28 protein-coding genes and 1 other annotated feature are annotated in these 23894 nt (G+C 37.1%); of the genes, 22 read left to right on the forward strand and 6 right to left on the reverse strand.

Annotated features, from left to right (window positions below):
• Nucleotides 1–13: 13 nt before the first annotated feature.
• Both NSS97_RS07355 and NSS97_RS07360 read right to left on the reverse strand, forming a co-directional pair.
• Complete coding sequence (locus NSS97_RS07355; protein ID WP_078175613.1) at nucleotides 14–601, reverse strand: thioredoxin family protein; 588 nt, start codon at nucleotides 599–601, stop codon at nucleotides 14–16.
• A gap of 33 nt (nucleotides 602–634) precedes the next feature.
• Nucleotides 635–1066 carry a regulatory YrvL family protein gene (locus tag NSS97_RS07360; protein WP_002193242.1) on the reverse strand — a complete coding sequence of 144 codons (432 nt, stop codon included), beginning with the start codon at nucleotides 1064–1066 and terminating at the stop codon, nucleotides 635–637.
• A gap of 162 nt (nucleotides 1067–1228) precedes the next feature.
• Between NSS97_RS07360 and NSS97_RS07365 the strand changes: the two genes are divergently transcribed.
• Entirely contained in the window at nucleotides 1229–1648 is a 420-nt protein-coding gene (locus tag NSS97_RS07365; RefSeq protein WP_002064429.1) for a MarR family winged helix-turn-helix transcriptional regulator, read from the forward strand.
• 153 nt (nucleotides 1649–1801) lie between these two features.
• Nucleotides 1802–1957, forward strand: coding sequence for a hypothetical protein (locus tag NSS97_RS07370; protein WP_002011733.1), 156 nt, complete (start codon nucleotides 1802–1804; stop codon nucleotides 1955–1957).
• 22 nt (nucleotides 1958–1979) lie between these two features.
• Here NSS97_RS07370 and NSS97_RS07375 read toward each other — a convergent pair whose 3' ends face one another.
• Nucleotides 1980–3215 carry a dicarboxylate/amino acid:cation symporter gene (locus tag NSS97_RS07375; protein WP_060750595.1) on the reverse strand — a complete coding sequence of 412 codons (1236 nt, stop codon included), beginning with the start codon at nucleotides 3213–3215 and terminating at the stop codon, nucleotides 1980–1982.
• Nucleotides 3216–4431: 1216 nt separating this feature from the next.
• On the opposite strand from NSS97_RS07375, the gene NSS97_RS07380 reads away from it, so the two are divergent.
• Nucleotides 4432–5775, forward strand: a complete 1344-nt coding sequence (locus tag NSS97_RS07380) for a TrkH family potassium uptake protein (RefSeq protein WP_044437938.1) — start codon at nucleotides 4432–4434, stop codon at nucleotides 5773–5775.
• 34 nt (nucleotides 5776–5809) lie between these two features.
• On the opposite strand, the gene NSS97_RS07385 is transcribed toward NSS97_RS07380, so the two are convergent.
• Nucleotides 5810–6184, reverse strand: a complete 375-nt coding sequence (locus tag NSS97_RS07385) for an imidazole glycerol phosphate synthase (RefSeq protein WP_080118818.1) — start codon at nucleotides 6182–6184, stop codon at nucleotides 5810–5812.
• 173 nt (nucleotides 6185–6357) lie between these two features.
• Here NSS97_RS07385 and ytfJ point away from each other — a divergent pair, with 173 nt between their 5' ends.
• Both ytfJ and NSS97_RS07395 read left to right on the forward strand, forming a co-directional pair.
• Entirely contained in the window at nucleotides 6358–6765 is a 408-nt protein-coding gene (gene ytfJ, locus NSS97_RS07390) for a GerW family sporulation protein (protein WP_044437940.1), read from the forward strand.
• 108 nt (nucleotides 6766–6873) lie between these two features.
• Entirely contained in the window at nucleotides 6874–6963 is a 90-nt protein-coding gene (locus tag NSS97_RS07395; RefSeq protein WP_000608225.1) for a hypothetical protein, read from the forward strand.
• Nucleotides 6964–7391: 428 nt separating this feature from the next.
• Here NSS97_RS07395 and NSS97_RS07400 read toward each other — a convergent pair whose 3' ends face one another.
• The gene (locus tag NSS97_RS07400; protein ID WP_002011725.1) at nucleotides 7392–7631 is read right to left on the reverse strand and encodes a YkuS family protein; all 240 of its coding nucleotides are present in this window, start codon (nucleotides 7629–7631) and stop codon (nucleotides 7392–7394) included.
• A gap of 86 nt (nucleotides 7632–7717) precedes the next feature.
• Complete coding sequence (locus NSS97_RS07405) at nucleotides 7718–7957, reverse strand: DUF3911 family protein (RefSeq protein ID WP_016119885.1); 240 nt, start codon at nucleotides 7955–7957, stop codon at nucleotides 7718–7720.
• A 59-nt stretch (nucleotides 7958–8016) separates the two neighbouring features.
• Between NSS97_RS07405 and NSS97_RS07410 the strand changes: the two genes are divergently transcribed.
• The 17 genes from NSS97_RS07410 to hisI all read left to right on the forward strand — a co-directional run bounded on the left by NSS97_RS07410 (nucleotide 8017) and on the right by hisI (nucleotide 23893).
• On the forward strand, nucleotides 8017–8214 hold the full coding sequence (locus tag NSS97_RS07410) for a hypothetical protein (protein ID WP_107886966.1): 198 nt from the start codon (nucleotides 8017–8019) through the stop codon (nucleotides 8212–8214).
• 158 nt (nucleotides 8215–8372) lie between these two features.
• Nucleotides 8373–9269 carry a branched-chain-amino-acid transaminase gene (gene ilvE / locus NSS97_RS07415; protein WP_107886965.1) on the forward strand — a complete coding sequence of 299 codons (897 nt, stop codon included), beginning with the start codon at nucleotides 8373–8375 and terminating at the stop codon, nucleotides 9267–9269.
• Nucleotides 9270–9284: 15 nt separating this feature from the next.
• Nucleotides 9285–9513: a binding site (T-box leader), on the forward strand.
• A gap of 73 nt (nucleotides 9514–9586) precedes the next feature.
• The gene (ilvB, locus tag NSS97_RS07420; protein ID WP_002168823.1) at nucleotides 9587–11287 is read left to right on the forward strand and encodes an acetolactate synthase large subunit; all 1701 of its coding nucleotides are present in this window, start codon (nucleotides 9587–9589) and stop codon (nucleotides 11285–11287) included.
• On the forward strand, nucleotides 11284–11793 hold the full coding sequence (gene ilvN / locus NSS97_RS07425) for an acetolactate synthase small subunit (RefSeq protein ID WP_000822948.1): 510 nt from the start codon (nucleotides 11284–11286) through the stop codon (nucleotides 11791–11793). Before ilvB ends, ilvN begins: the two co-directional genes overlap by 4 nt.
• A 21-nt stretch (nucleotides 11794–11814) precedes the next feature.
• Nucleotides 11815–12831: a ketol-acid reductoisomerase gene (gene ilvC, locus NSS97_RS07430; RefSeq protein ID WP_003188179.1), complete on the forward strand. Its 1017-nt coding sequence runs from the start codon at nucleotides 11815–11817 to the stop codon at nucleotides 12829–12831.
• 1 nt (nucleotide 12832) lies between these two features.
• Nucleotides 12833–14353 carry a 2-isopropylmalate synthase gene (leuA, locus tag NSS97_RS07435; RefSeq protein ID WP_002064438.1) on the forward strand — a complete coding sequence of 507 codons (1521 nt, stop codon included), beginning with the start codon at nucleotides 12833–12835 and terminating at the stop codon, nucleotides 14351–14353.
• Nucleotides 14354–14431: 78 nt separating this feature from the next.
• Nucleotides 14432–15496, forward strand: a complete 1065-nt coding sequence (gene leuB / locus NSS97_RS07440) for a 3-isopropylmalate dehydrogenase (protein WP_002011718.1) — start codon at nucleotides 14432–14434, stop codon at nucleotides 15494–15496.
• Nucleotides 15496–16890, forward strand: coding sequence for a 3-isopropylmalate dehydratase large subunit (gene leuC / locus NSS97_RS07445; protein WP_002011716.1), 1395 nt, complete (start codon nucleotides 15496–15498; stop codon nucleotides 16888–16890). Before leuB ends, leuC begins: the two co-directional genes overlap by 1 nt.
• On the forward strand, nucleotides 16868–17449 hold the full coding sequence (leuD, locus tag NSS97_RS07450) for a 3-isopropylmalate dehydratase small subunit (RefSeq protein WP_002126281.1): 582 nt from the start codon (nucleotides 16868–16870) through the stop codon (nucleotides 17447–17449). The genes leuC and leuD overlap by 23 nt, the downstream gene beginning before the upstream one ends.
• A 309-nt stretch (nucleotides 17450–17758) precedes the next feature.
• On the forward strand, nucleotides 17759–19021 hold the full coding sequence (locus NSS97_RS07455) for an ATP phosphoribosyltransferase regulatory subunit (protein WP_002140970.1): 1263 nt from the start codon (nucleotides 17759–17761) through the stop codon (nucleotides 19019–19021).
• Nucleotides 18997–19632: an ATP phosphoribosyltransferase gene (gene hisG / locus NSS97_RS07460; protein WP_033708301.1), complete on the forward strand. Its 636-nt coding sequence runs from the start codon at nucleotides 18997–18999 to the stop codon at nucleotides 19630–19632. The genes NSS97_RS07455 and hisG overlap by 25 nt, the downstream gene beginning before the upstream one ends.
• Before the next feature lie 11 nt (nucleotides 19633–19643).
• Nucleotides 19644–20933, forward strand: a complete 1290-nt coding sequence (hisD, locus tag NSS97_RS07465; protein ID WP_044437950.1) for a histidinol dehydrogenase — start codon at nucleotides 19644–19646, stop codon at nucleotides 20931–20933.
• The gene (gene hisB / locus NSS97_RS07470; protein WP_002030662.1) at nucleotides 20933–21517 is read left to right on the forward strand and encodes an imidazoleglycerol-phosphate dehydratase HisB; all 585 of its coding nucleotides are present in this window, start codon (nucleotides 20933–20935) and stop codon (nucleotides 21515–21517) included. Before hisD ends, hisB begins: the two co-directional genes overlap by 1 nt.
• On the forward strand, nucleotides 21518–22147 hold the full coding sequence (gene hisH, locus NSS97_RS07475; RefSeq protein ID WP_002168816.1) for an imidazole glycerol phosphate synthase subunit HisH: 630 nt from the start codon (nucleotides 21518–21520) through the stop codon (nucleotides 22145–22147).
• On the forward strand, nucleotides 22120–22839 hold the full coding sequence (gene hisA, locus NSS97_RS07480; RefSeq protein WP_044437953.1) for a 1-(5-phosphoribosyl)-5-[(5-phosphoribosylamino)methylideneamino]imidazole-4-carboxamide isomerase: 720 nt from the start codon (nucleotides 22120–22122) through the stop codon (nucleotides 22837–22839). The genes hisH and hisA overlap by 28 nt, the downstream gene beginning before the upstream one ends.
• On the forward strand, nucleotides 22833–23591 hold the full coding sequence (hisF, locus tag NSS97_RS07485; protein ID WP_044437955.1) for an imidazole glycerol phosphate synthase subunit HisF: 759 nt from the start codon (nucleotides 22833–22835) through the stop codon (nucleotides 23589–23591). Before hisA ends, hisF begins: the two co-directional genes overlap by 7 nt.
• Entirely contained in the window at nucleotides 23588–23893 is a 306-nt protein-coding gene (gene hisI / locus NSS97_RS07490) for a phosphoribosyl-AMP cyclohydrolase (RefSeq protein WP_002086731.1), read from the forward strand. The genes hisF and hisI overlap by 4 nt, the downstream gene beginning before the upstream one ends.
• The last annotated feature ends 1 nt before the right edge of the window (nucleotide 23894 follow it).

Raw genomic sequence — 23894 nt, forward strand, 5'->3', positions numbered from 1 at the left:
TTCGGCATGTTTTTTATTTTACTACTTTCTCAATCATGCTTTCCATTACATGTTCCCAAAGAGAAGTATCATCAGCTAATGTAGCACGGAAATTAGCATACATTTCTTTTTGTTTCTCTTCGAATGTTGGATCTTCTTTTTCAGGTAATGTAGCGCGCATTGAAGTTACTAATTCTTGTACTTTTGGAGCGCGTGGTCCAAAGACGGCTTGTTCATTTCCATCTTTATCAATGAAAATAAAGATTGGAATCGCACGTGCTGTTCCGTTTGTTAAGTATTGATCCATTAACTCTAAGTTTTCATCGCGAATTAATAAACGCATATCAATATTTGCAACTTCAGAAATTCGTTTCATAACAGGTACACATAAAAGAGCGTCGCCGCACCAGTCAGCTGTTAATACGATAACGCGCCAGCCATCATTTTGACGTTCTTCTAAAACTGGAAGTAATTCATTTGGAATTAAAAAGTTATTGTAAATGTGTAGTAGCTCGTATTGGTTTACTTTCATTTCATTCACATATGTATCAAAGGACATGCCTTTATCGGCCCATTGTAGTAAGTTCATAAGTAACACCTCTTTAGTATGATTTATTTTTATTGTACCAATTTTTATATAGAAAAGCTTGTATTCTTACTCTTTCTTATCACTAAATAATTTATTTAGTGTGTAAAGGAATAGTGCGACACATAATTCAGCTATGTTGGGCATTTGTACACTCTCTATCCAGTCATCGGCGGTATGTATGACAAACCAATCTAACGTAATTTCAATTATAGAGAGCAGAGCAATTGAGAGCCAATTGGGCATACTTGTCATCATTGGATGTAGGAGCACTTTAAAGAAAATGAATATAAAATATGTAATACCGTCTAATAAAAGAATGAGTAAAAAAAAGAGTAGTAGAGCTGTTCTTGATGAATATTCTATACCTGTAATATGAAAGATTCCTACATATACAAAAAATATAAATGCAAAGAATATAATGAGAATAAGAATAACAACACTAATAATAATAGTCTTATCTTTTAGACTGAGATTAGAAAGTTTGTCTTCTTCACTCATTGCCCCAACTCCTTTTTCTGGAAAATCAATTTCATTGTACCATGAAATATCTATTAAAAAACTACGAATTATGGGGAAATAAGGTGACAAAAAGTAAGATTTCGTGTAAAATTATTAATAAGGTTTTTATTTAACTAAATTAAATAAAAGGGGCTGTCAAAGTTGTCTCAAAATCGAGAACAATTAATGGAAGAACTATCGACAAATGTTTTTGCAATGTTTCGCACGTTGCGTAATGATATTGGAAAAATATTTGGTGGTTACATACCGTGGAATGAGTTCATTGTCCTTAGAATATTGAACCGTACGAATAAAGAAATGGTCTCACGTGTAGCTAATGAGTTAAATGTGTCGAATAGTCATATTACAGCTGTTACAGAAAAATTAATTAATAAAGGCTTTGTAACTCGTTCACGTTCTACATCAGATCGCCGAGTTGTATATTTAGAGATTACAGAACAAGGGAAAGAGTTAGTTGCGAAAATGGAAGGTGAGAAAAAGAAATATTTACAAGAAAGATTTTCCGCACTTTCAGAAGATGAAATGGATATAATGATATCTATTTCTAAAAAACTTATTTAAATAATTACAAATAAGAAAACGCTTACCTAATGAAAAAGAAGACCTTCCTCATATATGGAAGGTCTTCTTCTGTGTGTAATAGATGATAAAAAATAAAATGTGTATGAAAAAAGATAGAGCGCCATACTACTAATAAAGGAAGGGGGGAGAAATATGACGAATCGTAATGGTAGTCAAGGAAGTGGGAATCAAGGTTCACCAAAATCAGGGCAATTCCAGCAGGAGTTTAGTACTGAATTTGAAACGGGAAATGATAATAAAGGAAAAGAATATCGTTCGAAAAAAGGAAGTAAATCAAAAAAGGAGTGAAATGATTCACTCCTTTTTTGATTTAAGATGCTGCAGATTGATCCGTATTATATTTTTCTTCTGATTTTGCGACAATCATTGCGCAAATTGCATCACCGGAAATATTTACAGCTGTTCTAGACATATCTAGGATGCGATCAATACCGATAATTAAAGCAATACCTTCTACTGGTAGGTTTACTTGATTTAAAACCATCGTAAGCATTACAAGTCCAACACCTGGTACACCAGCAGTGCCGATACTAGCTAGTACAGCAGTTAATACGACCATGGCTAATTGTGCTAATGTAAGTTCAACTCCGTACACTTGAGCGATAAATACAGTTGCCACACCTTGCATAATGGCAGTGCCATCCATATTAATCGTTGCACCTAGTGGTTGTACAAAAGAGCTTATCGCTTTTGGAACTCCAAGTTTTTCTTGTGCGGTTTTCATAGCAAATGGAAGAGATGCATTAGAGCTAGATGTACTAAATCCAATTGCCATTACCGGTCCGAAATGTTTAAAGAAACGAATAATACTTTCTTTTGCCAATACCTTTAATAAGCCGCCGTATACGAAGACACCGTGAATAATGAGTACCAACATAACGACAATCATATACTTGAACATCGCAGCGACGCCTGCAAGACCCATTTTACCAACGGACGAAGCGAGCAACCCGAATGTTCCGATTGGAGCTAATTTCATGACGAGATTAACAAGATACATCATTAATTCGTTGCCCTGTTCAAGTAATGAATGGATACCTTGAACTCGTTTTCCTAAAACAGCTAAACCGAGTCCGATTAATGCGGCAAAGGCAATGATTTGTAACATGTTACCATCAGCCATCGCTTTTGCTGGATTATCTGGCACAATATTCAGCAATGTATCAACGAAAGATGTTTCAGTTTTTGCACCTTCATACTTAAGCCCGTCTGTTTTAAAGTTACCGCCAGCTCCTGGTTTTATGATAAGTGCAAATGTAACTGCAATAGAGATAGCGACAGCTGTTGTTACGAGAAAGAATGAAATTGATTTTAAACCAATTCTTCCAAGTTGTTTCGGATCTCCAAGACCAGCAGCCCCAAGTACGATAGAAATGAACACAACAGGAACAACTAGCATTTTAATAAGTCGAATAAACAATTGACCAAGTGGATTGAACGCATATTGATTCAATGGCTCAAAAATAGATGGAGCAGCTAAATTTAAAGTGAGTCCGACAACTAGACCGAGAAATAATGCAATTAAGATTGCCTTTGTTTGTTTCAATAAAAGTCCCCCCTTTGTTTTTGTAAAATTGTTTTCTAAATTAATTATACCGAAAAAATACCTATTTTGACAATATTTTCTGAATATTTAGTATAAAACTGTCTATTTCAATGTATATAGTCCAGTTTTGCTGAAATATGTGGAAAGAATACATTTATGTATTTGGAAAAAAAATAGACCATCACATGATGGCCTAGGGAAGGGGACAATTTATATCAATTTAATTAGGGATGGAAGCTATTCAAAGACACTGGGGAATGTCTTATAAATTAGGGAGGAACAGCTTCGATACATATACTATAAAAGATAGATGTGATCATAGAGTGAAAGAGAGAGGGAGTTTTAAGTAAGAAGAAAGAGAGAATAAAAAATAAGACCATCACATATAGGATGGTCAAAGGAAGGGGACAATTTATGTCAATTTAATTAGGGATGGAAAGCTGTTCAAGACACTGGGGAATGTCTTATAAATTAGGGAGGAACAGCTCCGATACATATACTATAAAAGGTAGATGTGATCCTCATGTGAACATGGAGTGAAAGAGAGAGGGAGTTTCAAATAAAAGATAGAAAGAATAAAAAAATAAGACCATCACATATAGGATGGTCAAGGGAAGGGGACAATTTATGTCAATTTAATTAGGGATGGAAGCTATTCAAAGACACTGGGGAATGTCTTATAAATTAGGGAGGAATAGCTTCGATACGTATACTATAAAAGGTGGATGTGATCCTCGTGTGAACATGGAGTGAAAGAGAGAGGGAGTTTCAAATAAAAGATAGAAAGAATAAAAAAATAAGACCATCACATATAGGATGGTCAAGGAAGGGGACAATTTATGTCAATTTAATTAGGGATGGAAAGCTGTTCAAGACACTGGGGAATGTCTTATAAATTAGGGAGGAACAGCTCCGATACGTATACTATAAAAGGTAGATGTGACCCTCGTGTGAACTTGGAGTGAAAGATATGGGGATTTGAAAAGGGATAAAATAGTTTTTGTAAGAGTTATAGTATAAGTGGAGATATAATAGAAAATATTCTTTTGTAAAACGATAGGAGTCTGAATATAAATAAAAGTTGAAATCTATGAAAAAAAGGATTATGCTCAACTATATTATAAGAATATAAGGTTTATCCCGCTACTTGTAGGCTCTTAAAGAGTCTTTATTTATGAGGGGATAAAAGCTTCACTTGATAAAGGGAGTTAGTGATATGGAAGTAGCAAAAAAACAAGGGTTGTATAATCGCTTTATACGATTAAATCCACCACAAATTTTAGCATTAGGCTTTTTTTGTTTAATTGTGGTCGGAGGATTGTTATTAAAGTTACCGTTTGCAACGAAAGTACATATTAGTTGGGTAGATGCTTTCTTTACAGCTACGTCGGCAGCGACTGTAACCGGTTTAGGTGTTGTAGATACTGCGAGTACGTTTACGATGTTTGGTGAAATTGTTATTATGTTTTTAATTCAAACGGGTGGTCTCGGTCTTATGACGATAGCCATTTTAATTGTTTGGGTATTAGGGAAAAAAATTGGTTTACGCCACCGATTATTAATTGGAGAAGCATTTAATCAAACAAATATTGGTGGTCTTGTGAAATTAGTAAAACGTGTTTTTATTTTTTCTATTTGTATTGAGCTAATTGGAGTTATCTTTTTATCGATTCGCTTTATTCCAGAGTTTGGTTTTGGAAAAGGTTTATACTATAGTATTTTTCACGTTATTGCGTCATATAATAATGCCGGCTTTGCGCTTTGGCCAGATAATTTAACAAGATATGTAGGAGATCCTATTATTAATATTGGGATTTGTTCTTTAATTGTAATAGGAGGGTTAGGATTTACGGTATTAATTGATATATGGTATAGCCGTAGTTTCCGAAAATTATCACTGCACTCCAAAATCATGATTGTTGGAACGATAGCACTTAATGTTATTGCGATGATTGTGATTTTTGTATTGGAATATAATAATGTGAAGACTTTGGGGCACTTATCTTTAAATGAAAAATTATGGGCTTCGTTCTTCCAAGGAATTACACCTCGTACAGCTGGTTTTAACACGGTAGATTATGGGGGGATGGAAGAGTCATCGATACTATTTACGATGGTATTAATGTTTATTGGTGCGGGAAGTGTATCGACAGGCGGTGGAATTAAGTTAACGACATTCGTTATTTTAATTACATCAGTTCTTTCTTTCTTTAGAAAGAAAGAGAATTTTGTTTTATTTCAGCGTACGATTAAAATGTCGACAGTAACGAGAGCGTTAGCAATTGTCGTTGCTAGTCAAATACTTATTTTTACAGCGGTATTTGTATTAATGCTTACAGAAGACTTCAGTTTTATTCAGTTATTATTTGAGACAATTTCAGCGTTTGGTACAGTAGGGTTAACAATGGGGATTACTGCGAAGCTATCGGCGTTTGGAAAATGTATTATTATGTTTGTTATGTTTTGTGGATTAATCGGACCGTTAACACTTGTGTTCTCTTTGGCACGACCAGCAAAACAAAAAATTAAATATCCATCAGAAGATGTATTTACAGGATAAGGTATCCCGCATAAAGCGAGATACCTTTTTCTTTTTAAAAAAGAGAGAACAATAAACCAATAAGCGCCACTCGGAATAAAATCGCAATGAGTGCAGCGATACCACCCACAATGGCAGCGGTACCGCCAGTTACAGTAGCCCCGCGATTATAAGCGTAAATACCAAGTAGAACAGACACAAGACCAAATAGTGTTGGGAATGTGAATAATGATAATATTGCTAAGGCAAGAGCAATGAAACCAGCAGTCGATCCAGCTGCAGACGATCTTACCTCAGCGTTATCTTTATCATCATAATCGATATGCTGTGGTGCAACTTCAGCTGCGTATTCTTCTTTATAATCACTATCTATTCGATCTCTTTTTTTATATTCATCAAATTTCTCAGTCAAAGTAAGGACTCCTTTCATAACAAGGTTTCAATAGTAGTATGTATCTCTTTTCCCTTTTTATCCGAGCATGTACAGGGAGTAATATCCAATTGGAAAGTGGAAAATGTTTTTTCAAAATAGGAAAACTTAGTATGACTTCCTCTATTTTGGAAAGTATAAAAAAGAATAATGAGGAAAGGGTGTAGTACATAATGGAACATCCAATTGAAAATTTAATGAAAACAGCAATGACAAATTTAAAAGAGATGGTAGATGTAAATACGATTGTTGGAAGTCCGGTTTCAACAGCTGACGGAAATGTAGTATTAACAGTATCTCAAGTGGCTTTTGGTTTTGGAGCTGGTGGAAGTGACTTTAAAGGGGATTTTATTTCTGAAAAACATAACGGCGGACAAGGGCAGCATAAAGAGAACAGGCAAAGTCATCCATTCGGAGGCGGAAGCGGGGCTGGGGTTTCTATTAGCCCAGTTGCTTTTTTAGTAGTTGGTTCTAACGGTGTGCAAGTGTTGCATCTCAATAGTGGTACACATTTAATTGAAAAAGCGTTAAATACTGTGCCAAGCACTGTGGATAAATTTGTGAATGGTCGCCAAAAGTGAACTTGCATTTTTTAGGAATTATGATATATTAGAAAAAGTGCGCTTTATGACGATCGGAATAATTGAACTGTAAATATATATGATGTGTGGAATAAGGGAGAGGAATTTATGATTAATATCAAAAACTTAGTAGTTGGCTTATGTATGTTAGTAAGCGGTTTTGTTGTATATGTAATAAAAGAAAAAGCTCCATTCTAAAACAGACAAACCGTTAATGTCTGTTTTTAATTTGTAAAAAATGTTGACAAGTTATTGTATTGGTGTTATAATTTTAATTCGTGTCTCGGTTAAAGCTAGTGTAAAGTAAATAAATCTTATGAATATAATACGAAAAGTTTGCGAAAGATCGGGTAGTCTTACCAACAACTTTTGTGAACAAACCCTATAAATTGTATATGTAAGCTTTATATGTATACTAGTGAATCAAGGAGCGGTCAGTGGAACCGTAATGATGAGAGAGAGGTAGGGCTTTCATCCAGTATATGTTACTTTCCCGTTAGGTGAATATAAAAAAGAGGGCTCCTTTTGAAAAGGAGCCCTCTTTCTATAAATAAATTGAAACTATAATCAGTGGGACCATTCTATTTCCTTTACATGTTAGCTCACAAATAATGTGATAAAAATGATTAAGTGCGGTTTTCAACTTGCTGACAAATTTCATCTGTTGTTAAACCATGTGCTTTAATTACAGATCCTTTTATCGATGTATCTGCAATGCCCATCATATTAGAATCTTGCCCGGTTACAACGCAACAATCACACCCATGTGCATCATTTTCAGAGTTAAGTGAAACGACTTCATGTCCTTGTTGCTGAAGAGCTTGTTGAACATCTGTTAAAGAGTTCTCAACACCAATTCTAGCCATAATTTTCACCTCCTACCATCTAGTTGCTAGTATGCTCAAGTTCATAGCATATATTTATGAAAAGATGGTAGGAAGAGAATATTTGTTTAGTCGTTATATACACCAGTAAGCATTTGACTTACGAATTGATCGTTTAATGTATCTTGTGCTGAACTGTTATTAGACTGAATATCGATTGAAGCTGTGTAGTTGTTATGTTTTTTGCTATGTGGTTCTACTTCAACGTAATTATCGAATTTACAAAAACCTTTCGTATCCATTAAATCAAATAATTGAAGCATTTCTACTACCTCTTGTCTCGTTCCTTTAATTTGTACACACGCCATTGTTATTTCCTCCTTCAATTTGACAAATTGTTTTTTAAAAATAGGATTATGATTACTAAATGAAAAATATGAATGTTATTTTTAGACAGCGTTATTTTTGTTATTTTCCCCCTTTTTCACCAAAAGTCGTTGTATATTACCGGATTTATAAAATCGGACGTCCGTTTATTGAATACAATAGATTCGTATCAATTGGCGAAAACCCTTCTTTTGAACAAATATTTTTTTTAGTAGAATTTGACGAAAAAAAATTTTGACTTTTTGTAAACGTTAACAATGTTATTAAATCAATATAAACAAAGATGTACGTACGATTAAAAATTAAAAATTTTCTAAAAATTCACTTGATTTATTTGAAAAGGAGAGTAGACTAGGAAACAATAAAAAACTCATAGAACATAGGGGGCGCTTTCAAGTGAACGAGCAGTGGATTTTCTTAAATGGAGAATTTGTTCCAAAAGACGAAGCAAAGGTTTCAGTATATGATCATGGCTATTTATATGGCGATGGAGTGTTCGAAGGAATTAGGGTATATAGCGGTAATGTTTTCCGTTTGAGAGAGCATCTTGTCCGGTTATATGAATCAGCGAAATCCATCATGTTAGAAATTCCATATACGTTGGAAGAAGCAACGAAAATCGTTGTTGAAACGATTCGACAAAACAAAATATCTAATGGATATATCCGCCTCGTTGTATCAAGAGGACCTGGGAACTTGGGATTAGATCCCGATTCTTGTACGAAACCAAATGTAGTAGTAATTGCAGAGCAATTATCTTTATTTCCACAAGAATATTATGAAAAAGGGATTCCGATTATAACAGTTGCAACGCGTCGCAATCGCCCGGATGTTTTATCGCCTCAAGTAAAATCTTTAAATTACTTAAATAATATTTTAGTTCGCATTGAGGCGAAATTAGCTGGAGTACAAGAAGCACTTATGTTAAATGACCAAGGATATGTAGCTGAAGGCTCTGGAGATAATGTATTTATTGTGAAGGGAAATAAATTAATTACACCACCAAGTTCTGCTGGAGCGTTAGAAGGTATTACACGAAACGCGATTTTAGAAATCGGCGAAAAACTTGGATATGACGTAAGAGAAGAATTATTTACAAGGCATGATGTATATGTAGCTGATGAAGTGTTTTTAACAGGAACAGCTGCTGAAGTAATTGCTGTTACGACAGTAGATGGAAGAACGATTGGTTTAGGTAGAACAGGGCCACATACGAATCGTTTATTAGAAGAATTCCGTAAATTAGTTGTAGAAGATGGAGAGAAAATTTACGAAGAAAATAAAGTTGGATAATAGCTCTTATGACATGATAAAGCGTTGATAGGGAGGAGTAGTTGACTGTGAAGCCTCACAGAGAGTCGGTGGTTGCTGGAAACCGATGGTTCACGTCGACGAACATCACCCTTGAGTGCTAAGCTGAAACGTTTGTTTAGGCTTAGACGGTAGCTCCGTTATTAGCTAGACTCATATCCCGAGTCACTGAGGCAAGAGTAATCTTGCAAAGAAGGGTGGTACCGCGAAATCTTTCGTCCCTTCAGCACATAGCTGGAGTGTGGACGTAGGATTTTTTTATTTTATAAATGTTTTAAAAAAGGGGGCTTATAAGAAAAATGTCTTCAAAAACGGAAGAGAAACTGGCAACTGGTGCACAGCTATTGTTAGAAGCGCTAGAAAAGGAAGGAGTAGAGGTGATTTTTGGTTATCCAGGTGGTGCGGTTTTACCTCTATATGATGCGCTTTATGATTGTGAAATTCCGCATATTTTAACGAGGCATGAGCAAGGTGCAATTCATGCTGCTGAAGGATATGCAAGAATTACAGGCAATCCAGGAGTGGTAATTGCAACAAGTGGACCGGGTGCTACAAATGTTATTACTGGTCTAGCTGACGCGATGATTGATTCATTGCCACTTGTTGTATTTACAGGGCAAGTAGCAACAACGTTAATCGGGAGTGATGCTTTCCAAGAAGCTGATATTATGGGGCTTACGATGCCGGTGACAAAACATAATTATCAAGTACGAAAAGCATCGGATTTACCCCGAATTATTAAAGAAGCATTTCATATCGCTAGAACAGGAAGACCAGGCCCAGTCGTAATTGACCTTCCGAAAGATATGGTAGTAGAGAAAGGTGAGCGATGTAGTGATGTACAAATGGATTTACCAGGATACCAGCCTAATTACGAACCGAATCTACTACAAATAAACAAATTATTACAAGCGATTGCGACTTCAAAAAAACCGTTAATTTTAGCAGGAGCAGGTGTATTGCATGCAAAGGCATCGAAAGAATTAACAAGCTTTGCTCGTAAATATGAAATTCCTGTTGTTCATACATTACTTGGTCTTGGTGGTTTTCCGCCAGATGATAAATTATTTCTTGGGATGGGAGGAATGCACGGTTCTTACACGGCTAATATGGCGTTATATGAATGTGATCTACTTATAAATATAGGAGCAAGATTTGACGATCGTCTTACTGGAAATTTAGCTTATTTTGCTAAAGAAGCGATTGTCGCACATATAGATATTGATCCAGCGGAAATCGGAAAAAATGTGCCGACTGAAATTCCAATTGTTGCGAGTGCGAAGCAAGCATTAGAAGCTCTACTCAACTTTAAGGAAGGGGAAGTAAATCACAATGATTGGCTCTCATTATTGAATAGTAGAAAAGAAAAATACCCTCTTTCTTACAAAGAGCATTCGGAATGTATTAAGCCTCAATATGCAATTGATATGCTATACGAAATTACGAAAGGGGAAGCGATTGTAACGACAGATGTTGGGCAACATCAAATGTGGGCAGCTCAATATTATCCGCTGAAAAATCCAGATAAATGGGTAACTTCTGGAGGCTTAGGAACAATGGGCTTCGGGTTTCCAGCAGCAATAGGTGCACAAATCGCAAAGCCTGAAGAACTAGTTATTGCAATTGTCGGTGATGCTGGATTTCAAATGACCCTGCAAGAACTTAGTGTGTTAAAAGAGCATTCTTTACCAGTTAAAGTTTTTATTTTAAATAATGAAGCTTTAGGGATGGTAAGACAATGGCAAGAGGAATTTTATAATGGGCGATATTCGCACTCCTTACTTTCATGCCAACCAGATTTTGTTGCGCTTGCCAATGCTTATGGCATAAAAGGTGTTCGTATTGAAGACCCACTTCTTGCAAAGCAACAATTACAGTATGCAATTGAGTTAAGAGAGCCTGTTGTAATTGATTGCCGCGTACTTCAATCCGAAAAGGTAATGCCGATGGTTGCTCCAGGAAAAGGCGTTCATCAAATGGAGGGAGTGGAGAAAAGGTGAAGAGAATTGTAACAGCGACAGTTCGAAATCAAAGCGGTGTGTTAAATCGAATTACAGGTGTTATGACACGTAGACATTTTAATATTGAAAGTATTTCAGTAGGTCATACGGAATCATCGGATATTTCGAGAATGACGATTGTTGTACACGTTGAAAATGAACAGCAAGTTGAGCAGTTAATTAAACAACTTCATAAGCAAATCGATGTACTGAAAGTATCAGATATTACAGAAGAAGCGATGATCGCTAGAGAACTTGCACTTATTAAAGTAGCAACGTCTGTAGCAAGAGCAGAATTATATAGTTTAATTGAACCGTTCCGAGCCGCTGTAATAGACGTTGGGAAGGATTCCATAGTTGTGCAAGTAACAGGTACCCAGGAGAAAGTAGAAGCGTTAATTGAATTACTTCGTCCATATGGTTTGAAAGAAATTGCTAGAACAGGTGTAACAGCATTTACACGTAGTATGAAAAAACAAGATAAACAAGTTATGTTAATTCAATAATTATTTAAAAAATAGGGGGAAATGAAAATGGCGAAAGTTTATTATGAAAAAGACGTAACGGTAAATGTATTAAAGGAAAAGAAAGTAGCAATCATCGGATATGGATCGCAAGGCCATGCGCATGCGCAAAACTTACGTGATAACGGATTTGATGTGGTAGTAGGACTGAGGAAAGGGAAGTCATGGGATAAGGCGAAAGAAGACGGTTTTTCTGTATATACAGTAGCGGAAGCAGCAGAAAAAGCAGATGTAGTAATGATTCTACTACCTGATGAATTACAGCCGGAAGTATATGAAGCTGAAATTGCACCAAACTTACAAGGCGGCAATTCTCTCGTTTTCGCGCATGGATTTAATGTTCACTTTGATCAAGTAAAACCGCCAGCTAATGTAGATGTATTTCTAGTAGCACCGAAAGGTCCAGGACATCTAGTACGTCGTACGTTTGCGGAAGGGGGAGCTGTTCCTGCATTATTTGCAGTATATCAAGATGCAACAGGAGTTGCGACTGAAAAGGCACTTTCATATGCAGATGGAATTGGGGCGACGAGAGCAGGTGTATTAGAAACAACGTTTAAAGAAGAAACAGAAACAGATTTATTTGGAGAGCAAGCTGTACTTTGCGGCGGAGTGACTGCACTAGTAAAAGCTGGGTTTGAAACGTTAGTTGATGCTGGTTATCAACCGGAAGTTGCATATTTTGAATGTTTACATGAACTAAAACTAATCGTTGACCTTATGTATGAAGGCGGACTTGAAAATATGAGATATTCAGTTTCAGATACAGCGCAGTGGGGCGACTTCGTATCAGGACCACGCGTTGTAACGGAAGATACGAAGAAAGCGATGGGTGCAGTGCTAGCAGAAATTCAAGATGGTACATTTGCAAGAGGCTGGATTGCAGAGCATAAAGCAGGAAAACCAAATTTCCATGCGACAAATGAGAAAGAGAATGAACACGAAATTGAAGTAGTTGGACGTAAATTACGTGAAATGATGCCGTTTGTACAGCCGCGAGTAAAGGCAGGGGTCAAATAATATGAAGCAAATTTTGTTCATGGATACGACGCTACGTGATGGCGAACAATCACCAGGAGTTAATTTAAATGAACAAGAGAAATTACAGATTGCGAGGCAACTAGAGAGACTTGGTATTAATGTAATGGAAGCTGGATTCGCAGCAGCTTCTGAAGGTGATTTTCAATCGGTAAAACGTATCGCAAATACCATTCAAAATGCTACGGTTATGAGTTTAGCTAGAGCGAAAGAAAGTGATATTCGAAGAGCCTATGAAGCTGTGAAAGGCGCTGTCTCTCCTCGTTTACACGTATTTTTAGCTACGAGTGACATTCATATGAAATATAAGCTTTGTATGTCAAAAGAAGATGTATTAGATAGCATACATCGCTCGGTTACGCTCGGGAAATCACTATTTCCAACAGTTCAATTTTCAGCAGAAGATGCAACAAGAACATCGAGAGCATTTTTAGCTGAAGCAGTAGAAGTCGCGATTCGCGCAGGAGCGAATGTAATCAATATTCCTGATACAGTTGGATATACGAATCCAGAAGAATATTATTCTCTTTTTAAATACTTACAAGAATCCGTTCCGTCGTATGAAAAAGCAATTTTCTCTTGTCATTGTCACGATGATCTTGGGATGGCAGTAGCGAATTCGTTAGCTGCGGTTGAAGGCGGAGCGTTACAAGTAGAAGGAACGATTAATGGAATTGGAGAAAGAGCGGGGAATGCGGCGCTAGAAGAAGTCGCGGTTGCTCTCCATATTAGAAAAGATTTCTATGAAGCAGAATCCTCTATGACATTAAAAGAAATTAAAGCGACGAGTACGTTAGTAAGTCGGTTAACGGGTATGGTTGTACCGAAAAATAAGGCGATTGTTGGAGCAAATGCTTTTGCTCACGAATCAGGTATTCATCAAGACGGTGTATTAAAAGAAGTAACGACGTATGAAATTATTGAACCATCACTGATTGGAGAGTCACAAAATTTATTTGTATTAGGAAAGCATTCCGGGCGCCATGCGTTTACTGAAAAAATGAAAGAACTTGGTTATGAGTTTACAAAAGAAGAACGAGATGTGGTGTTTGAAGCATTTAAAAACTTGGCTGACCGTAAAAAAGAAATTACAGAAGAAGATTTACGTGCGCTTATGCTTGGTGAAGCAGCATTTGCGGCCCAGCAATATAGCATTACTCAATTGCAAGTACATTTCGTATCAAATAGTACACAGTGTGCAACGGTTGTACTAAAAGATGAGGAAGGAAATATGTACGAAGATGCAGCAACTGGTTCTGGAAGTATTGAAGCGATCTATAATGCAATTCAAAGAATTTTAGGATTAGAATGTGACTTAGCGGATTATCGCATACAATCTATAACGCAAGGTCAAGATGCACTTGCACATGTTCATGTTGAATTAAAAGAAGGAACTCATCAAGTATCAGGTTTTGGTGTTGCGCAAGACGTATTAGAAGCATCGGCGAGAGCGTATGTTCATGCGGCCGGAAAATTAAAATCTTTTATTACTCTTGTGAAGTAACTGTTTGATAAGTGAGGGGATCGTCCCTTACTTATCGAAATATATTTCTGAAAATTCAGATAAAAAGGAGTGTTTTAATTGGAAAAACGTATCGTTTGTTTAGCGGGTGATGGTGTTGGTCCGGAAATTATGGAAAGCGCGAAGGAAGTATTGCATATGGTAGAGAGGCTATATGGACATCACTTTCATTTACAAGATGAGTACTTTGGCGGAGCGGCTATCGATTTAAATGGGCAACCATTACCACAGCGAACACTTGCCGCTTGTTTAGCGAGTGATGCGGTTTTACTTGGAGCGGTTGGTGGACCGCGTTGGGATGATGCGAAAGAAAGGCCAGAGAAAGGATTATTAGCTTTAAGAAAAGGACTTGGTGTATTTGCGAACGTTCGTCCTGTAACAGTAGAAAGCGCAACTGCACATTTATCGCCATTAAAAAACGCAGATGAAATTGACTTCGTTGTCGTTCGTGAACTAACAGGCGGTATTTATTTCTCTTATCCGAAAGAAAGAACGGAAGAATCGGCAACTGATACACTTACGTACCATCGTCATGAAATTGAACGTATCGTGTCGTATGCTTTTCAATTAGCGAGTAAGAGAGAGAAAAAAGTAACCTCTATTGATAAAGCGAATGTTTTAGAATCTAGTAAATTGTGGAGAGCTGTTACGGAAGAAGTAGCTCTTCGTTATCCTAATGTTGAATTAGAGCACATTTTAGTAGATGCAGCTGCTATGGAGTTAATTCGAAACCCAAGGAGATTTGACGTTATCGTAACAGAAAATTTATTTGGTGATATTTTGAGCGACGAGGCTTCTGTATTAGCAGGGTCATTAGGAATGCTTCCATCAGCGAGCCATGCGGAAAACGGGCCGTCTTTATATGAGCCTATTCACGGATCAGCGCCAGATATTGCAGGTAAAAATAAAGCGAATCCAATTGCGATGATGCGTTCAGTAGCGATGATGCTTGGGCAATCATTTGGATTAACGAGAGAAGGGTATGCGATTGAAGAGGCAATTTCTGCAGTTCTTCAATCTGGGAAATGTACAGCTGATATTGGGGGGAATGAGACGACAACTTCATTTACGAGGGCAGTTATTCAAGAAATGGAAGAGCAGGCACTAGTAGGGAGAGGAAGATAATGGGGAAAAGGTTACTAGATAAGCTTTGGGAAAGACATGTAGTTGTAACGAATGAAAATGGATTGGATTTATTATATATCGATCTTCATCTCGTTCATGAAGTAACGTCACCGCAAGCCTTTGAAGGCTTGCGGCTTGCAAATCGAACTGTTCGGAGACCGGAATTAACGTTTGCAACGATGGATCATAATATTCCAACGAAAGATGTTTGGAATATTACCGATCGCATTGCGAAGCAGCAATTGGATACACTTCGTGACAATTGTAAACAATTTAAGGTGCGATTAGCCGATATTGGTGATGAAGAGCAAGGAATCGTTCACGTTATAGGACCAGAACTTGGGCTCACACAACCGGGGAAAACGATTGTATGCGGTGATAGCCATACAGCAACCCACGGTGCTTTCGGTGCTTTAGCGTTTGGTATTGGTACGAGTGAAGTAGAACATGTATTAGCAACTCAAACGTTGTGGCAACGAAAACCGAAAGCGATGGGGATTGAATTAAAAGGAAAGTTACCGAAAGGCGTTTATGCAAAGGATATTATTTTGCATCTTCTCTCAAAGTACGGTGTAGCGGTTGGAACGGGGCATGTAATGGAATTCTACGGAGAGACGATTCGTGATATGGGTATGGAAGAGAGAATGACACTTTGCAATATGGCAATTGAAGGGGGAGCGAAAGCTGGCATCATTGCACCAGATGAGAAAACATTTTCTTATGTAAAAGGGCGTGAATATGCACCGAAAGACTATGAAACGTTTACGGGAAAATGGTCGGAGCTTTATACAGATTCAGATGCAATTTATGATTTACATATTTCGGTAGATGTTACGGATTTAGCACCGTATGTCACTTGGGGAACAAATCCTAGTATGGGTGTTCCTATTGATGAAAAATTACCAGAGAAGCATAACGAAAATGATGAGAGAGCATTTTCATATATGGGATTGAGCCCTGGGCAAAGTACGTTTGAAATTCCTGTTAAGCACGTCTTCATTGGTTCTTGTACAAATTCACGTTTATCTGACTTAGAAATTGCTGCATCTGTTGTAAAAGGGAAAAAGGTAAAAGAAGGTGTGCGAGCACTCGTTGTACCAGGATCAAAAAGTGTGAGAGAGCGGGCGATGCAAAAAGGCTTACATCGCATATTTGAAGAAGCGGGATTTGAATGGAGAGAGCCTGGATGTTCAATGTGTCTTGGGATGAATCCAGATCAAGTACCTGAAGGAGAACATTGTGCTTCTACTTCAAATCGTAATTTTGAAGGAAGGCAAGGGAAAGGAGCACGAACACATTTAGTAAGTCCAGCTATGGCTGCAGCAGCTGCGTTATATGGTCATTTTGTTGATATTAGAAAGGAGAGTTACGATGGAACCATTTCATATTCATAAAGGTACTGCCGCAGTACTTATGAATGATAACATTGATACAGATCAAATTATTCCGAAGCAATATTTGAAGAGAATTGAAAGGACGGGATTTGGAAAATATTTATTTGATGAGTGGCGTTACGATAATGAGCGCCATGAAAATCCTAATTTCCCCCTTAATGCACAAGAACGAAAAGGAGCAAGTATATTAATTACAGGTGATAATTTTGGATGTGGTTCTTCAAGAGAACATGCTCCATGGGCGCTTGCGGATTATGGTTTCCGCGTTATTATCGCCGGAGGATTTGCAGATATTTTTTATATGAATTGTATGAAGAATGGTATGTTACCGATTGTAATGGATAAAGAGATGCGTGAACAACTTGCCAAAACGAATGCGAGAGATCAAATGGAAGTTGATTTAGAGAATGAAGTAATTATTACGAATACGCACAGGTTTCATTTTACAATCGAGAAAATGTGGAAAGAAAAATTATTAAATGGTCTAGATGAAATCAGCATTACAATGCAATATGAACAAGAAATTGAAGAGTATGAAAGAAAAGTAGCTTCACATTAACTGAAAGTAGAATATTCAAAATGTATTTACATTCAGAATTAACTGTTATATAATATGTAAAAAATCAGAGGAGAAAGGGAGTAAGTATTATGAATATCGTGCAATCTATTAAAATGCTTACAAAACTACATCATCATACATGAAACCCTTGAACCTAACGTGAAAACGTGTAGGCACAAGGGTTATTCCCGTTGTACCTACACTCTACTAAAGAGCCTTGTAGGTATTTTGTCTACAAGGCTCTTTTTATTTTCGGTTTGGGTGGATGGAATGGGCATAAATTAAAGAGGGAAGGGTGTGTGAATTCAGATGACAAAGTGGAAACGGGCAAATCCGAATGGAACGAGAGATTACTTATTCGAAGAATGTACGTTAATTGAAGAAGTGGAACAAAAATTAAGACGGACCTTTTTAGAGAGAGGTTATGAAGAAATAAGGACACCTACAATTGAATTTTATGATGTTTTTGCATTTCAAAACAGGCCGATAGATGAAGAAAAGATGTATAAATTTTTCGATGAAAAAGGACGGATTATCGTTTTACGCCCAGATATGACAATTCCTTTAGCAAGAGTAATTGGAACACAGAGAGGGGATATTCCTCTTAAAGTAACTTATAGCGGGAATGTATTTCGGGCGAATGAGTCCCTTACTGGGAAATATAATGAAATAGTGCAAAGTGGTATTGAAATTATCGGGATTGAAAATGTAAGGGCCGAAATTGAATGTGTGATAAGCGTAATTCAAGCACTTCAAAAATTAAAGGTGCAATCTTTCACAATTGAGATTGGGCAAGTGCAGTTATATAAATGTATCGTAAAAAAGCTCCCCATTAATGATGAAGAAGAGAAGTTACTTAGAACGTATATTGAAAGTAAAAATTATGCCGCACTCTCACACTTTATAGAAGAAAAGAAATTAAATCGATGTGATGAAACAGTAAGGTTACTTGAGAAACTACCAAGGTTATTCGGGAGTTTAGATGTTGTTGAGGAAGCAGAAAAACTCGCCTCAAGTAATGAAATGAAAATGGCCATTGCGAGAGTGAAAGAAATATATGAAACAATTGAACAGTTAGGATATGGCTCTTACATATCAATTGATTTAGGTATGGTTCAACATTTGGATTATTATACGGGTGTTATTTTCAAAGGGTATATATATGAAATTGGAGAAGAGATTGTTAGTGGCGGAAGATATGATGAGTTAATTGGAAATTTTGGAGAGATGATGCCAGCGGTTGGGCTCGCGGTGCAAGTAAATCAAATAGTTAAGGCACTTCAAGAGCAGCAAGAACCATATAAACGAAAGAGAATAGATATTATGATTCATTATGAGTTAAATAGATTAGCAGAAGCGGAAAGGTTACGAAATTTACTTCAAAAGGACGGGAAGAATGCCCAGTTATCTTTATTCTCTAATTTAAACGATACTTTTCAATTTGCAAACAAGAATAAAATAATGACAGTCGTTGAGGCGAAGAGTGAGTCACTAGTGGAATATGTATGGAGAGAGAAATGGATCATCCAGAAAGAAGGGGAGGCTTCATGCGTAACATTCAAATTGCGTTAACGAAAGGAAGATTAGAAAAGCATGTTATTCCACTGTTTGAAAAAATTGGAATTGATTGTTCAGAGCTCAAAGATAAAGGAAGAAAACTTGTGTTTAAAAGTAAAAACACAAACATTTCATTTATTTTAGTGAAAGCGGTAGATGTTGCTACTTATGTAGAACATGGCGTAGCTGATATTGGAGTCGTTGGAAAAGATATATTAATGGAATTTGAGAAAGATATATATGAGATGGTCGATTTAGGAGTGGGCGTGTGTAAATTTTGTGTCGCTTCTATTCCTACGTATAATCCGAAGAGTTATCGAAAAAAACGAATTGCTACGAAATATCCGCACATTACTTCTACATATTTTCATGATAAAGGGGAGGATGTAGAAATTATTAAAATAGAAGGATCTGTAGAGATTGCTCCACTTCTAGGTTTGGCAGATGCAATTGTTGATATTGTTGAAACAGGAAAAACATTACAAGAAAACGGGTTAATTGTATTTGAGGAAATGTGCTCTATATCAGCTCGAATGATTGTGAATAAGGCTGCATTGAAAACTAAAAAAGACGAAATATTCTGTATTATAAATATGATGGAACAAGAAATTTTGTCAGGGAAATAGGGGGATTTTAAATGGAGATAGTTTTTGAAGATTTCCAAGAGGCTTTATCGAAAATAAAATCGCTACGAGAAAGCGCTAATATAATAGAAGAAACTGTTCAAAAAAGTGTAAGTGAAATTGTTCAAAACGTAAGGGAGAGTAAAGATGAGGCTTTATCGTTCTATACAAAAAAGTTTGATGGTGTAGAGACAAAAGATTTTCGTGTAAGTGAGGAAGAAATAAAACAAGCAAGTAAGTTTGTAGAACAAGCTTTTTTAGAAGCGTTAAAAGAGGCGAAGAAAAATATTATCTCGTATCACGAAAAGCAAAAAAGACAATCTATGTTTGATTGCGTGAGTGAAGGGGTAATTAGAGGGCAGCTTATTCGTCCGTTAGAAAATGTAGGTGTATATGTGCCGGGCGGGACTGCCTCGTATCCTTCATCAGTATTAATGAATGTATTGCCAGCAAAACTCGCAGGAGTGAAAAAAATTGTAATGGTAACACCGCCGAGGCAAGGAGGAATTGATCCGCATATTTTAGCTGCTGCAAGTCTTGCAGGTGTAGACGAAATTTATATGGCCGGTGGTGCTCAAGCAATTGCTGCTCTAGCATATGGAACGGAATCGATTCCTAAAGTAGATAAAATAGTTGGACCTGGAAATTTATATGTTGCTCTAGCGAAGCGAGAAGTATATGGGATAGTCAATATCGATATGATTGCTGGACCATCAGAAATTGTAGTTATCGCAGATGAAACAGGAAATGCCGAATATATTGCTGCTGATTTATTATCACAGGCAGAACATGACGAGAGGGCAACAGCTATTTGTATTACAACAAATATAAAGCTTGCTAAAGAAGTAGAAAGAGAAATAGAAAGGCAGCTAGAGACGTTGCCTAGAAGTGAAATCGCTCGTGAATCCATAAAAAGAAATGGAGCAATTTTTATTGTCCCTTCTTTAGAAGAGGCGTTTCATTTATCAAATGAAATCGCTCCAGAACATTTAGAGTTACACATAAAAGAGCCAATGAATGCTCTAGCTTATGTAAAGCATGCAGGATCAATTTTTCTTGGCCCATATGCACCTGAACCGCTCGGAGATTATTTGGCGGGGCCGAATCACGTATTACCGACAAGTGGAACGGCAAGATTTTTTTCTCCGTTATCCGTCGATGATTTCGTAAAAAAATCAAGCTTCGTTTCGTATACGGAAGAAGCGTTAAGAAGTGTACAGCATCATATTGTAGAACTTGCAAATAAAGAAGGTTTACATGCACATGCAAGAGCAATCCAAATTAGGTTTAAGGAGGAAGAATAATGCGCGAGTCTAGTCAAGTACGTGAGACGACGGAAACAAAAATTAAATTAAGTTTGCAACTTGATGAAAGTACGAATGTTTCTGTGCAAACGGGAGTTGGATTTTTTGATCATATGCTAACTTTATTTGCTAGACACGGAAGATTTGGTTTGCAAATTGAAGCTGAAGGTGATGTATTCGTTGATGCTCATCATACGGTTGAAGATGTTGGAATTGTACTCGGAACTTGCTTGAAAGAATCATTGCAAAATAAAGAGGGGATTAACCGTTACGGCTCAGCGTATGTACCGATGGATGAATCTTTAGGATTTGTCGCGATTGATATAAGCGGGCGCTCATATATTGTATTTCAAGGTGAATTAACAAATCCGAAGCTAGGGGATTTTGACACAGAATTAACGGAAGAATTTTTTAGAGCAGTTGCTCATGCTGCAAATATTACGTTACATGCTCGCATTTTATACGGAAGCAATACACATCACAAAATTGAAGCTTTATTTAAAGCGTTCGGTCGAGCGCTTAGAGAGGCAGTCGATAAAAATGCCAATATTAATGGTGTAAATTCAACGAAAGGGATGTTGTAATTGATTGCAATTATAGATTATGGAATGGGAAATATTCGTAGTGTGGAACAAGCATTAAAATATATTGGAACAGAGTACATCATAACGGATGATAAAAAAGAAATATTGAGAAGTGATGGAGTTATTTTACCAGGAGTAGGCACATTTCCGAAAGCGATGGGCGTTTTAGAAGAAAAAGATTTAGTATGTGTGCTAAAAGAAGTTGGGAGCTTAGGAAAACCGCTTCTGGGTATTTGCTTAGGAATGCAGCTTTTATTTGAGAAAAGTGAGGAACTACAAAATTGTAACGGATTAAATTTATTGCCAGGTGTTATTCGAAAGTTAAAAGTTCCTTATAAAATTCCACATATGGGGTGGAATGAATTAAAAAAAGAAGGAGAAATATCGCTTTGGAATGGAGTAGAGGACGGTTCTTTCGTATATTATGTCCACTCTTATTATGCAGATTGTCCGAATGAAATTGTGTATGGGGCAAGTGAATATGGTGTGAAAGTACCTGGTTTTGTAGCAAAAGGAAATATATTTGGCGCACAGTTTCATCCTGAAAAAAGTGGGGAAATTGGGATGCGAATGTTGAAAAATTTCAAAGGGGTGGTAGAAGCATGGAAATCTTCCCAGCTATCGATGTAAAAGAAGGACGATGCGTCAGGCTTTATCAAGGAGAGTTTAGTAAAGAAACGGTGATGAATGAAGATCCAGTCGCACAAGCAATCATATTTGAAAAACTTGGAGCGAAAATACTACACGTTGTTGATTTAGATGGAGCAATTGTTGGGGAGTCAGTAAATTTACCTGTCATTGAAAAAATATGCAAGGCGGTACGTATTCCGGTGCAAATTGGAGGAGGAGTTCGGTCACTCGCGGCAGTGGAGAAGTTGTTGTCAGTAGGTGTAGAAAAAGTGATATTAGGAACGGCTGCCCTTTACGATAAATCATTTTTAGAAGAAGCGGTTCGTCTATATAAGGAGCAAATCATAGTTGGAATTGATGCGAAAAAAGGTTTCGTAGCAACGAGGGGCTGGTTAGATGTGTCTGAAATTTCGTACATCGATTTAGCGAAGCAAATGGAAAGTGTAGGTGTTCAAACGATTGTGTTTACGGACATTTCAAAAGATGGGACACTTGCAGGACCAAATTTTGAGCAATTAGAGTTACTGCAAAAAAGCGTGGGTATTCGTGTGATTGCATCTGGAGGTGTCGCATCTATTCAAGATGTGAAAAGATTAAATGATATGAACATATATGGCGTCATTATTGGGAAGGCACTTTACGAGAAAACGATTGATTTAGAAAAAGTGTTACAGGTAACAAAACTATGTTAGCAAAACGAATTATTCCATGTCTAGATGTGAAAGAAGGGCGGGTAGTAAAGGGTGTGAATTTTATAGGGTTACAAGACGTCGGTAATCCTGTTGAAATAGCCGCATTATATAATGATGCGGGAGCAGATGAAATCGTATTTTTAGACATTACTGCGACGCATGAAGGGCGAAAAACGATTATAGATGTTGTAGAACAAACAGCCTCAAAGGTGTTTATTCCTCTTACAGTTGGCGGGGGGATTTCAAGTGTTAAAGATATGTACAATTTACTAAGAGCTGGAGCAGATAAAGTTTCAATAAACTCAGCGGCAGTGAGAAATCCGAAGTTAATCCAGGAAGGTGCGGAACATTTTGGCTCACAATGTATTGTCGTAGCAATTGATGCTAGAAAAGTAGCAGAAGATAAATGGAATGTATACGTAAATGGCGGAAGACTTAATACGGGAATGGATGCAATCGAATGGGCGAAGCGCGTTGTTAAGCTCGGGGCAGGAGAAATTTTGTTGACGAGTATGGATGCAGATGGAACGAAAAACGGATATGATCTTCGTTTAACAGGAGCAATTTCAAACAGCGTTTCTGTTCCAGTAATCGCATCAGGTGGATGTGGTCATGTGGATCACATTATAGAAGTATTTCAAAAGACAACAGTTGATGCAGCATTAGCGGCATCAATCTTTCATTATGGTGAAGCGACTGTACAAGATGTAAAGAGAAAATTAAGAGAAGCAAACGTTGAGGTGCGGTTATGAAACCTAATTTTGCAAAAGGATTGATACCAGCTGTTGTTATCGAGGAAGATACGAAAGAAGTTTTAATGTTAGCTTATATGAATGAAGAAGCGTATGACAAGACGCTGGAAACGAAAAGAACATGGTTTTATTCCCGTTCGAGACAATCGTTATGGAATAAAGGAGGTACATCGGGAAATGTCCAATATGTGCAATCACTTTATTTAGACTGTGATCAAGATGCAATCGTTGTTGTCGTAAAGCAAGTAGGGCCTGCTTGCCATACGGGAGAAAAAACGTGTTTTCACTACAAAATTATATAGG

Origin of the sequence: Bacillus sp. FSL R12-0074, assembly GCF_038005725.1 — a bacterium.
GTDB lineage: Bacteria > Bacillota > Bacilli > Bacillales > Bacillaceae_G > Bacillus_A > Bacillus_A mycoides.